This is a genomic window from Kitasatospora sp. NPDC036934 (assembly GCF_055608425.1).
This window is the reverse complement of the sequence record NZ_JBVJQR010000022.1, coordinates 111,467-121,431: the sequence shown is the minus strand read 5'-3', so window position 1 is coordinate 121,431 and position 9,965 is coordinate 111,467. Positions and strand designations below refer to the sequence as shown.

The 9,965-nt window shown below is 75.1% G+C and carries 13 protein-coding genes; 6 read left to right on the top strand and 7 right to left on the bottom strand.

Annotated features, from left to right (window positions below; all coding sequences use genetic code 11):
- Positions 1-195: 195 nt before the first annotated feature.
- The 6 genes from ACZ7BZ_RS29060 to ACZ7BZ_RS29035 form a co-directional block, all read right to left on the bottom strand.
- Entirely contained in the window at positions 196-333 is a 138-nt protein-coding gene (locus tag ACZ7BZ_RS29060; RefSeq protein ID WP_470360916.1) for a DUF6126 family protein, read from the bottom strand.
- Positions 330-509: a hypothetical protein gene (locus ACZ7BZ_RS29055; RefSeq protein WP_470360915.1), complete on the bottom strand. Its 180-nt coding sequence runs from the start codon at positions 507-509 to the stop codon at positions 330-332. Before ACZ7BZ_RS29055 ends, ACZ7BZ_RS29060 begins: the two co-directional genes overlap by 4 nt.
- A gap of 53 nt (positions 510-562) precedes the next feature.
- Positions 563-943 carry an ATP-binding protein gene (locus tag ACZ7BZ_RS29050; RefSeq protein ID WP_470360914.1) on the bottom strand — a complete coding sequence of 127 codons (381 nt, stop codon included), beginning with the start codon at positions 941-943 and terminating at the stop codon, positions 563-565.
- Between the two features lie 106 nt (positions 944-1,049).
- Positions 1,050-2,705 carry a SulP family inorganic anion transporter gene (locus ACZ7BZ_RS29045; RefSeq protein WP_470360921.1) on the bottom strand — a complete coding sequence of 552 codons (1,656 nt, stop codon included), beginning with the start codon at positions 2,703-2,705 and terminating at the stop codon, positions 1,050-1,052.
- A 56-nt stretch (positions 2,706-2,761) separates the two neighbouring features.
- Positions 2,762-3,106, bottom strand: coding sequence for an ArsR/SmtB family transcription factor (locus tag ACZ7BZ_RS29040; RefSeq protein WP_470360913.1), 345 nt, complete (start codon positions 3,104-3,106; stop codon positions 2,762-2,764).
- Positions 3,107-3,140: 34 nt separating this feature from the next.
- On the bottom strand, positions 3,141-3,308 hold the full coding sequence (locus ACZ7BZ_RS29035; RefSeq protein WP_470360912.1) for a hypothetical protein: 168 nt from the start codon (positions 3,306-3,308) through the stop codon (positions 3,141-3,143).
- Between the two features lie 613 nt (positions 3,309-3,921).
- On the opposite strand from ACZ7BZ_RS29035, the gene ACZ7BZ_RS29030 reads away from it, so the two are divergent.
- The 6 genes from ACZ7BZ_RS29030 to ACZ7BZ_RS29005 all read left to right on the top strand — a co-directional run bounded on the left by ACZ7BZ_RS29030 (position 3,922) and on the right by ACZ7BZ_RS29005 (position 9,497).
- The gene (locus tag ACZ7BZ_RS29030) at positions 3,922-4,110 is read left to right on the top strand and encodes a YegP family protein (protein ID WP_470360911.1); all 189 of its coding nucleotides are present in this window, start codon (positions 3,922-3,924) and stop codon (positions 4,108-4,110) included.
- A gap of 111 nt (positions 4,111-4,221) precedes the next feature.
- Entirely contained in the window at positions 4,222-5,505 is a 1,284-nt protein-coding gene (locus ACZ7BZ_RS29025) for a glycosyltransferase family 4 protein (protein ID WP_470360910.1), read from the top strand.
- Complete coding sequence (locus tag ACZ7BZ_RS29020; RefSeq protein WP_470360909.1) at positions 5,502-6,875, top strand: glycosyltransferase; 1,374 nt, start codon at positions 5,502-5,504, stop codon at positions 6,873-6,875. The genes ACZ7BZ_RS29025 and ACZ7BZ_RS29020 overlap by 4 nt, the downstream gene beginning before the upstream one ends.
- Positions 6,872-7,756: an SGNH/GDSL hydrolase family protein gene (locus ACZ7BZ_RS29015; protein WP_470360908.1), complete on the top strand. Its 885-nt coding sequence runs from the start codon at positions 6,872-6,874 to the stop codon at positions 7,754-7,756. The genes ACZ7BZ_RS29020 and ACZ7BZ_RS29015 overlap by 4 nt, the downstream gene beginning before the upstream one ends.
- Before the next feature lie 138 nt (positions 7,757-7,894).
- Entirely contained in the window at positions 7,895-9,115 is a 1,221-nt protein-coding gene (locus ACZ7BZ_RS29010) for an NUDIX hydrolase (protein WP_470360907.1), read from the top strand.
- Positions 9,096-9,497 (top strand): DUF6188 family protein, encoded by a 402-nt coding sequence (locus tag ACZ7BZ_RS29005; protein WP_470360906.1) that lies wholly within the window; start codon positions 9,096-9,098, stop codon positions 9,495-9,497. The genes ACZ7BZ_RS29010 and ACZ7BZ_RS29005 overlap by 20 nt, the downstream gene beginning before the upstream one ends.
- Positions 9,498-9,526: 29 nt before the next feature.
- Here ACZ7BZ_RS29005 and ACZ7BZ_RS29000 read toward each other — a convergent pair whose 3' ends face one another.
- Positions 9,527-9,901, bottom strand: a complete 375-nt coding sequence (locus tag ACZ7BZ_RS29000) for a hypothetical protein (RefSeq protein WP_465748221.1) — start codon at positions 9,899-9,901, stop codon at positions 9,527-9,529.
- Positions 9,902-9,965 lie beyond the last annotated feature (64 nt).

The following is a 9,965-nucleotide window of genomic DNA, read 5'->3' as shown; positions in this document are numbered from 1 at the left end:
CTCAAACGCGCCCAACACCGCGACTGGCCACCACCGCTCCCGGCCGTCATCACGATCACCAGCAGAGCCGCCACAACCTAAGTCACCGGCATTGGGCATAGGCCCGCTCGTTCCGCTGGAGCCCCCGCCGACCACAGTGGGGCCGGCCCTGCGATCCGCAGGATCCGCCGCCTGCCCAGTCGCTCGCCGGGGGGATCAGTGGCGGTCGCCAAGAGCGAAGAGCAAGATCACGAAACCGGCGAACAGGTGAGTGCCGAGGATGTAGACGCCGGCACGGATCAGCATGGCTCTACGACGGCTGCTCTCTTCGCCGGTACCGCCATCGGTACTCATGGGATCTCCTTCCGTTCGGTCGCGGCGGGACGCGCCTGCGGGTTCCGGGGGCGGATGTGCAGGCGCTCGCCGGTCACGGCAGCCCGGGCGAGGAGCGCCTGGAGCGTGGGCAGGTCGACCAGCTTCGGAGCGAACGGGGCGCCGTGGTCGTCGTAGGTGGTGATCGCGTACTGCACGCGGCGGCCTCTTGTTCGGGTCGCGGTGGTCAGGGGTTCAGGGGTTCAGGGGTTCAGGGGTTCAGGGGAAGTCGGACGTGTACGGCTTTGCCGCCGTCCCGATCGGGGTGGATGCTCAGCCGGCCGCCTGCCGACCGGGCGAGGTCGGCGACGGCGGCCAGGCCTCCTGTGCCGCCCGGTTCGGGGGTACCGAGCAGGGCCGGGTGGCTGTCGCGGACGGCGACCTCCAGGTGCGTGTTGGTGGCGGTGAGCAGCAGCTCGAAGAACGGGGAGCGGCGCGCGGCGTGGCGCACCGCGTTGGCGGCGAGTTCGGTGACGACGAAGACGGCGGCGTCGTGGACCGTCGACTTCGGCGGGATGCCCCACGAGGCGAGGAGGGTGACCGTGATCCGGCGCACGACCTTGGCGGCGGCCCAGCTGCTGGCCAGGCTCATCCGGTAGCGCCGGTAGGGGTCGGCCGGTTGGGTCCGGAGGGAGCTGGACGGGCCGTGGTACCCGCGGTCACGCCGGCGCCGGATCACCGGGGGACCCCGGCGGTGCTCAACTGCTCGCTCCCACCGTGGTGGCGTTCTCGGCGGTGCGGCCCGCCGGGGCCAGGGAGCCGTGCAGGTGGGTTCGGGCGTAGGCGATGGCGTCCGGCGTGGTGCGGAAGACGTGGCCGTCGGCGCGCAGGCGGTCGAGTGTGCCGAGGGCGTCCAGGGGTCGGTGGTGCTCGTCGCGGATGCCGGAGACGAGGACGAGGGTGCCGCGGCGCTGCAACTTGGCGATGGCGTCGCCGAGGACGGTCGCGCCGCTGGCGTCGATGGCACTGACCCGGGACATCCGCAGTATCGCGACCTTGACCTCAGCGGATTCGGTGAGTTCGAGCAGGAAGCGGTGGGCGACGGCGAACAACAGCGGGCCGTCGATCCGATAGGCGGCGATGTGCTCGGCCAGCAGTGCCTGCTCCTCTTCGTGATGGTCCGCCGGGGGCAGGTCGGCGTGCAGCGGGACCTGCTCGACGCGGGTCGTCCTGGCGACGGCGGCCAGCGCCAGGACGCCGGAGACGAGCATGCCGACGATGACGGCGGTGACCAGGTCGAAGGCGAGGGTGGCGGCGGCGGTGAGCACGAGGACGGCGGCCTCGCCCCGACCGGTGCGGGCCAGCGCGCGCAGCGCGCCGACCTCCACCATGCGCACGGCGGTGGCGATCAGCACCCCGGCCAGCGCCGCGAGCGGGATCCCCGAGACCAGCGGGGCCGCGGCGAAGACGATCACCGCGAGGACGGCCGCGTGGACGAGGGCGGCGAGCCGGGAGACGGCGCCGGAGCGCACGTTGACGGCGGTGCGGGCGATCGCGCCGGTGGCGGCGACGCCTCCGAACAGCGGAGCGGCCAGGTTGGCCAGGCCCTGGCCGAACAGTTCGCGGTCGCTGTCGTGGCGCTCGGAGACGCTCATGGCGTCGGCGGCGGTCGCGGACATCAGCGATTCGAGTGCGGCCAGGGCGGCGACGGCCAGCGCGGAGGGGAGGAGGGCTGGGACTGCGGAGAGGTCGAGAAAGCCGAGGGAGGGCAGGGGGAGTCCGGCGGGCAGGTGGCCGATGGTGGCCACCGGCAGGCCGGTGAGCTCCGCGACGAGGGTCGCGGCGACGACGGCGATCAGTGAGAACGGCAGCGAGGGTCGCAGCCGGACCCCGGCCAGCATCACCACCGCAACCGCGAGCGCGATGGCGAGGGCGGCCCAGTGCGGGGTGGAGACGAAGTCGGCGACGGCCCTGACCGCGACGACGGCCGGGTTGTCGCCCTCGGGCTTCTTCACGCCGAGCGCGCCGGGCACCTGCTGGAGGCCGATGACGGCGGCGATGCCGAGCGTGAACCCTTCCACCACCGGCACCGGGACGTAGGCCATCCAGCGCCCGGCTCGCAGCAGGGACAGGGCGACCAGGACCACGCCGGCCAGCAGGCCCACGGTCAGCACACCGGCGGTGCCGTAGCGGGCGATGATCGGGACCAGGACGACGGTCATGGCGCCGGTCGGGCCGGACACCTGGAGGTTGGAGCCGCCGAAGAGGGCGGCGAGCGCCCCGGCGACGACCGCGGTGGCCAGGCCGGCTTCCGCGCCCGCTCCGGAGGAGATCCCGAAGCCCAGCGCGAGCGGCAGCGCGACGATGGCCACGGTGAGCCCGGCGAGCAGGTCCTTGCGGGGTGAACGGCCCATGGTGGCGAGGATCCGCCGGGTGGGCAGGACGGCGCGCACCCGGTTCAGGACGGCGTTCACGCCCGGACCCCCTCAGCGCCCGCCCGCAGTTCGGCCAGCAGCTGCTCCTGGTCGGTGATGACCGTGGTCAGTATCCGCCGGGCGGCCGTCAGCAGGTCGGCCACGTCCGGGGTGGCGAGCGCGTACACCACGGTGCTGCCGCCGCGGGTGGCCGTCACCAGGTTCGCCCGGCGCAGGATCGCGAGCTGCTGGGACAGGCTGGGGGCCTCGATGTCGAGGCTGGCGAGCAGTTCCCGGACCGGCGTCGGCCCGTTCTGCAGCAGTTCCAGCACCCGGATGCGCACCGGGTGGCCCAGGGTGCGGAAGAACTCCGCCTTCGCCTGGTACAGCGGGACGGCCATGGCTCAGCCCTCTCCTTGCGTCGTGCTCGGGGATTCAGTCCGCGACGTCGATGCCGTTGATGGCCGCGATCGAGAGCAGCCCGGAGAGCCTGCCCTCGTAGGCCACCGCCCCCTCGTCGTCACCGTCGGTCTGCGCGCCCAGCAGGGCCTCGCGCGCCAGGGCGAGCTGCTCGCGCAGCTCATGCTCGAAGACTTCGGCCATCGCCCCTCTCCCTCGCCCGGCCCGCCCCTACCGGGCGGCCGCGGGCACCCGGTGCCGGTCGGACAGTCGACATCATGTGCGCAGATGAAGAATTTCGCAACTCGTTGGTTCCGCATGTAGTGGATTCAGACATTCGCAATCTCTTCCGGCCACCAACGCTCAGCAGGCCGGGCGGGATCGGACGCTTCCGTACGCTCGGCCCGCACGAGGGGTCGCCGGCCCCCATGGCAGTCGAAGACCTGAACAGTTGCTAATATTCGCAACTGAGGCACGGAGGGGCGGGGTGCGTTTCCCCGCCGGACGGCTGGCGACGGGACGGCAGGCATGAGGACCCGGCGGCGTGGAAGTTGTGCTCCACGGCGCGGGCCCGCAACAACGCCGCGAGAAGCCCGGCTGCCCCGCCCTCCCGAGGTCGTGTGCGGCCGATGGGGCCTCATGCTCGCCGTCGCCCCGGGACGTGGTGCCTCGGAGGCGGCGGCGAGCGCCCCCGTGTCGGCGGCCGCGGCCGCCCTCGTCCGATGACTCGGATGCCCCGGCCGGCGGGCGGCGCAACGTGGTCCGACCTACGGTGCGGTGCGAGGGGGGGTTACCTGAGCGAGAGGTGTCGACTGGCATGGCTGGGAAGTTCGAGCTGTACACGGACGAGAGCGGGATGCACCGGTTCCGGCTCAAGGCGAGCAACGGGTCCGTCGTGGTGACCGGCGACCCGCACGAGAACAAGGACGACTGCCTGAAGAGCATCGAGTCGATCCGCAAGCTCGCGCCGTACGCGGAGCTCAAGGAGACGGCCGGCTCGGCCTGAGGCGACGCCGGGTGGAGGACGCGGGTCGGCGGTGCAAATCGCCGACCCGCGTTCGCTTGTACGACAGATCCCTTTGGCCGGGTGCACGCCGGGCGCGGACACAACACCGGCATGCGCGTCGCCATCGTCACCGAATCCTTTCCTCCCGAGGTCAACGGAGTCGCCCACAGCGTGCTGCGGACGGCCGAGCACCTGCTCCGTCGGGGCCACCGGCCCCTCGTCGTCACCCCCGCACCGGCGCGGGGCGCCCAGTGCCCACCGCGGACCTGCGGCACCGGCGCCGAGGCGGAGCGGATCCCCGTGGTGCACATCCCGTCGATGCCGCTGCCCGGGTACCCCCAGGTGCGGATCGCGCTGCCCAGTCGGCAACTGGCGGCCGCGCTCGCCCGGCACCGGCCCGACATCGTCCACCTGGCCAGCCCGTTCGTGCTGGGCGCGCGCGGAATGCAGGTCGCAGCCCGGCTCGGGGTGCCCGCCGTCGCCGTCTACCAGACCGACCTCGCCGGGTACGCCCACGCCTACCGGGCCGGACGGGGGCTCGGGGAGGCCGCCGCCTGGCGACGGATCCGGGCCGTGCACCGGGCCGCCGCCCGCACCCTGGCGCCCTCCACCCCCGCCGCGCAGGACCTCACCGCGCACGGGGTGCCCAGGGTCCAGCTGTGGCCGCGCGGGGTGGACTCGGTGCGCTTCCACCCCCGGCACCGCGACGAGGCCCTGCACCGGGCGCTCGCCCCCGGCGGAGAGGTGCTGGTCGGGTACGTCGGGCGGCTGGCACCCGAGAAGCGGGTCGACCTGCTGGCCGCCGCCTCCGCCCTGCCCGGGGTGCGGGTGGTGGTCGTCGGGGACGGCCCCTCCGCGCCCGGGCTCAAGGCCTCGATGCCCGGCGCGGTGTTCCTCGGCCGCCGCACCGGCGAGGAACTGGCACGATGTTTCGCCACCCTGGACGTGTTCGTCCACACCGGCCCGCTGGAGACCTTCTGCCAGACCATCCAGGAGGCGATGGCCAGCGGCGTGCCCGTGATCGGACCGGCCGCCGGCGGCCCGCTCGACCTGGTCGCCCACCACCGCACCGGGCTGCTGGTGCCGCCCCGGGACGGCGCGGCGGTCGCCCGGGCGGTCGCCGAGCTGGCCGCCGATCCGGCCCGCCGGGCCGCGTACGGGCGGGCCGGGCGGGCCGAGGTCACCGCCCGGACCTGGGAGGCGGTCGGGGACCTGCTGCTGCGGCACTACGCCGAGGTGCTCGCGGAGCACCGGGGGGTGGCGGAGGCGGCGGGAACCTCCGGCGCTCCGGCTCCGGCTGTTGCTGTTGCTCCTGCCGTTGCTCCCGCGACCGCCACATCGACCGCCCCCGCCGAGCCGGAGGTGCCGGTCCTGCCGGAGGAGCTGCCGGCATGACGCCCCCACCTCGCAGCGGGCCGCTGACGATCGTGCGGCTCGCCAACTTCGTCACCCCGGTCTCCGGCGGCCTGCGCACCGCGCTGCGCCACCTGGGCGCCGGGTACCGGGCGGCCGGGCACCGGCCGGTGCTGATCGTGCCCGGCGAGCGGCGCTCCGAGGAGGACACCGAGCAGGGCCTGGTGGTCACCCTCCCCGGCCCCGTACTGCCGGCCAGCGGCGGCTACCGGCTGCTCACCGACCGGCGGGCGGTGGCCGCCGAACTGACCCGGCTCAGCCCCGACCGACTGGAGGTCTCCGACCGTACGACCCTGCGCTGGAGCGGCAGTTGGGCCCGGCGGCACGGCGTCCGCTCGGTGATGGTCTCGCACGAGAGCGCCACCGGGCTGCTGGGCACCTGGGGCGTACCCCGCCCGCTGGCCGCCGCAGCCGCCGACCGGCTCAACGCGGCGACCGCCCGCGCCTACGACTCGGTGCTCTGCACCACCGACTGGGCGGCGGCCGAGTTCCGCCGGATCGGCGTGCCCAACCTGGTCCGGGCGCCGCTCGGGGTGGACCTGACGGCGATGCGCCCGCTGCCGGCGGACGTACGGGCGGCGGAACGGGCCCGGTACGCGGCGCCCGGGGACGTGCTGCTGGTGCTCTGCTCCCGGCTCTCGGCCGAGAAACGGCCCGAGCGGGCGATCGAGGCGCTGACCCGGTTGCGGGCGCGCGGACTGCCCACCGTCCTGGTGGTGGCCGGGACCGGCCCGCTGCGGGAGCGGCTGGCCGCCCGGGCCGCGCGGCTGCGGCTGCCGGTGCGCTTCCTCGGCCACATCGGCGGGCGCGCGGAACTGGCCGGGCTGCTGGGCAGCGCGGACGTCGTGCTGGCGCCCGGGCCGGTGGAGACCTTCGGGCTGGCCGCGCTGGAGGCGCTGGCCTGCGGCACGCCGGTCGCGGTCAGCCGCTCCTCCGCGCTGCCCGGACTGGTCGGGCCCGCCGGGGTGGCCGCCGTCGACTCCGGGGCTGGATTCGCCGCCGCCGTACGGGAGTTGCTGGGGCGCGAGGAGCCGGTGCGGCGGGCTGCCGCCCGGGCACAGGCCGAGCGGTACGGCTGGCCGGCGGCGGTGGCGGCCTTCCTGGCGGCGCACGGGGTACGGGGACCGGGTGCGGCGGGCGGGGCGCGGGAGTCCGGTGCGGCGAGCGAGGCGCGGGGAGCGGGCGTCGCGGGCGGGCTGCGGAACTCGGGTGAACTTGAGGGCTCGGGCGCGCTTGAGGGCTCGGGCGCGCTTGAGGGCTCGGGCACATTTGGGGGCTCGGGCGCGGGCCCGGTTCGGGGACCCGGTGGGGACGAGCGGAACTCCGGCGCACGGGAGAGGGGTTCGCGATGAGTGTGCTGGACACCGGGCCCGACCGGGCTGCCGAGGACCAGCCGACCGCGGGCGAGCTGCTGCGCTTCGTCGCGCTCGGGGACTCGCTGACCGAGGGGATCGGAGACCAGGTCGGCGAGCGGTGGCGCGGCTGGGCCGCCGTCCTCGCCGGGTCGCTGGCGCCCAAGGGAGGGACCGTCGAGTTCACCAACCTGGCCTACAGTGGCGCCCAGACGACTGACCTGACGTCCCGTCAAGTCCCGGCGGCACTGGCCCGCCACCCCCAGCTGGCGGCCGTACTGGTCGGCGGGAACGACACCCTGCGGGCGGGCTTCGACATCCGGCGCACCACCCTGGAGCTGGACACCACCCTGGGCGAACTGTCCTGCCACGGAGCGGTGTTGCTCACCGCCTGCCTGCCCGACCCCGGCACCCTGCTCCGCCTTCCGGCGCCGCTCGCCCGCCCGCTGGCCCGGCGGATGCGCGCGGTCAACACCGTGGTGCACGCCCTGACCGCGCGGCACCGGGCCGTACACCTGCACATCGCCGAGCTGCCCTGGTGCGAACAGCGGCGACTGCTGAGCGTGGACCGCCTCCACCCCAGCGCCGAGGGGCACCACCTGATCGCCCGCCGGTTCCACGAACTGCTCGGCACGGCGGGGCACCCGCTCGGCCCACCACCCGCCCTCGAACCCGCCGAACCCCCACCGGGCCGAGCCGCCGACCTCTGGTGGATGGCCACCCGGGGCACCCGCTGGGTCGCCGCCCGCAGCACCGACCTGCTGCCGGGCCTGCTGGCCCTCGCCGCGGTGGAGGGCACCGCCCGGCTGCGCGGGTCGAGCGCGCGGCACGACGAACGGATGGCCTGGGCCGCGGCCCAGGCCCTGGCCTCGCTGGGGTGACGGCACAGCGCGGGGCGCGGGGTGCCGAGCGGCGAGGGCGGGATCACCGGGAGCGGGTATCCGCGCAGGCGTTCGGGGGGAACCATGAGCCCGGCGGGGATGTCGTCCCCGGAGAACGATGTGGCGGAAGGAGCCTGGGTGGAAGCGTCGGGCAAGACGGGACGGGGGATCCTGGCGGCGGCCGGGGTGCTGTTCCCGGACGGGCAGCCGGCCCCGGACGGGCGGGGGCGAGTGCTGGTGGTGCGGCTGCCGTACGACCGGAAGCACCCGATGGCGATCCCCGGCGGCGGGTGGGAGCCCGCCGACCGCTCGCCCCGGGAGACGGCGGAGCGGGAGATCGCCGAGGAGCTGGGCTTCACTCCCCGACTGGGGCCGCTGGCGTGCGTCGACTGGGCGATGTCCCCGACCCGGCCGCCGATCGTGGCGTACCTGTACTGGGCCGAGCCGCTGACGGCGGAACAGGTGGCGGCGATCCGGCCGGACGCCGCCGAGGTCGGCGGATGGGTGTGGCTGACGGCGGAGGAGGCGGGGCACGCCCTGCCGCCGCGGCTGTCCCGGCGGGTGACGGCCTGTCTGCGGGCGCCGCGGACGGCCGGGCCGCTGGAGCTGGAGGACAGCCTGCCGGTCGGGCACACCCTGCGGGCGCTGCCCGCCGGCGGGCCGGTACCCGAGTACACCGGGCTGGCCGCGGCGCCCGGACTGGGGACGGAGTCGGCCCCGAGGTCCAGCGGGCCACTGACGGCCGAGCCGTCGACGACCGAGCCGCCGATGGACCGGGACACCTACTACGCCACCCGGCCGCGGATCCGGGCGAAGGCCCGGGCGCTGTTCACCGACGGTGACGGCCGGGTGCTGCTGGTGCGGCTGCGGCCGTGGGACGGGCCGCGCGGGCGGGTGCCGTACTGGACGCTGCCGGGCGGCGGGGTCGAGGCCGCCCGGGAGACGCCCCGGACGGCGGCGCGGCGGGAGATCCGCGAGGAACTGGGCTGGGAGGTCGAGCCGGGGCCGCTGCTCGCGCTGGACTGGCAGCCCGGCGTGGCGGCCGACTCCGAGGCCGACCCGGCGACCGGCCGGGACACCGCCGTCCTGGTGTACGTCTACGACGGCGGCCAGGTGACGGCGGAACTGCTCAGTTCGATCACGCTCCAGGAGCAGGAGCTGGTGGAGTGGCGGCTCTGCGGCCCGGAGGAGGCCCGGGCCCTGCTGTCCGAGCCGTCCTGGAACCGGGTCGCCGCCGCGATCACGGCCCGGGAACGGGCGGGCGGGCCGGTCGAGCTGGTGCGCGGACGGGCCGCCGGTCCGGGGGTTGAGAACCCTCGGACGGGTGAACACTGGGGGCATGCAGAACGCGATCACTGAGGTGCTGACCGGTCGGCGGGTCGAGGCCGTCAGCGGCGGAGCCCGGCTCGACCTGCGGCTCGACGGGCCGGTGACCGTACGGGTGGCACACGAGTTCCGCTTCGCGGCGCCGTCCTTCGCGGCCCCGGAGGAGGTCGGGCACTTCTTCCCGGCACTCACCGTCCGGCCGACGCCGCCCCTACTGGCACTGGTCGGCCGGACGGTCGACTCCGCACGGATCACCCCGGCCGGCGGCCTGGAGCTGGGGTTCGCGGAGGGCGGCGCGCTGTCCGTCCCGCCGCACGCGCTGCTCGCGCCGTGGAGCGTGCTGACCGCCGACGGCGCGGTGTGCGCGGGGCTGGCGGGCGGCGAGGTCCGGTGGACGGAGCCCGGCGGGGCGTGAGCCGCCGCCGGGGCCGGCGCCCGCGGCGGTCAGACCTCCAGGTCGGCCTCGATCCGGGTGAGCTGGTGGCGGGCCATCGCCAGGTTGGCCCGGCCCTTGTCCAGCGCCAGGTAGAGGAACAGGCCCTTGCCGGTGCGGCCGCCGAGCGGGCGGATCAGATGGTACTGGCTACTCAGCGTGATCAGGATGTCCTCGATGCCGTCCTGCAGGCCGAGCATGTCCATGGTGCGCATCTTGGCGCGCACCACGTCGGTGTTCCCGGCCGCGGCCACGTTGAGGTCCAGGCCGCCGGGGCCGTCGAGGGTGGCGAGCGCCATGCCGCTGTTGTAGTCCACCAGGGCCGCGCCGATGGCACCTTCAATGGTGGTCATCGCCTGCTTGAGCGCGCCGGCTGCGTCGGTCATTGTCGTCAACTCCTGTTGGTCAGTCGGTTGGTCGATAAGTCGGTTCGTCGGCGGTTGGGTCGGT

Excerpts from the sequence above, each read along its gene's own strand:
- ACZ7BZ_RS29060 (WP_470360916.1), bottom strand. The coding sequence starts at position 333 with ATGAGTACCGATGGCGGTACCGGCGAAGAGAGCAGCCGTCGTAGAGCC.
- ACZ7BZ_RS29025 (WP_470360910.1), top strand. The coding sequence starts at position 4,222 with ATGCGCGTCGCCATCGTCACCGAATCCTTTCCTCCCGAGGTCAACGGA.
- ACZ7BZ_RS29020 (WP_470360909.1), top strand. The coding sequence starts at position 5,502 with ATGACGCCCCCACCTCGCAGCGGGCCGCTGACGATCGTGCGGCTCGCC.
- ACZ7BZ_RS29005 (WP_470360906.1), top strand. The coding sequence starts at position 9,096 with ATGCAGAACGCGATCACTGAGGTGCTGACCGGTCGGCGGGTCGAGGCC.
- ACZ7BZ_RS29000 (WP_465748221.1), bottom strand. The coding sequence starts at position 9,901 with ATGACCGACGCAGCCGGCGCGCTCAAGCAGGCGATGACCACCATTGAA.
- ACZ7BZ_RS29035 (WP_470360912.1), bottom strand. The coding sequence starts at position 3,308 with ATGGCCGAAGTCTTCGAGCATGAGCTGCGCGAGCAGCTCGCCCTGGCG.
- ACZ7BZ_RS29050 (WP_470360914.1), bottom strand. The coding sequence starts at position 943 with ATGAGCCTGGCCAGCAGCTGGGCCGCCGCCAAGGTCGTGCGCCGGATC.
- ACZ7BZ_RS29015 (WP_470360908.1), top strand. The coding sequence starts at position 6,872 with ATGAGTGTGCTGGACACCGGGCCCGACCGGGCTGCCGAGGACCAGCCG.
- ACZ7BZ_RS29045 (WP_470360921.1), bottom strand. The coding sequence starts at position 2,705 with ATGGGCCGTTCACCCCGCAAGGACCTGCTCGCCGGGCTCACCGTGGCC.
- ACZ7BZ_RS29030 (WP_470360911.1), top strand. The coding sequence starts at position 3,922 with ATGGCTGGGAAGTTCGAGCTGTACACGGACGAGAGCGGGATGCACCGG.
- ACZ7BZ_RS29040 (WP_470360913.1), bottom strand. The coding sequence starts at position 3,106 with ATGGCCGTCCCGCTGTACCAGGCGAAGGCGGAGTTCTTCCGCACCCTG.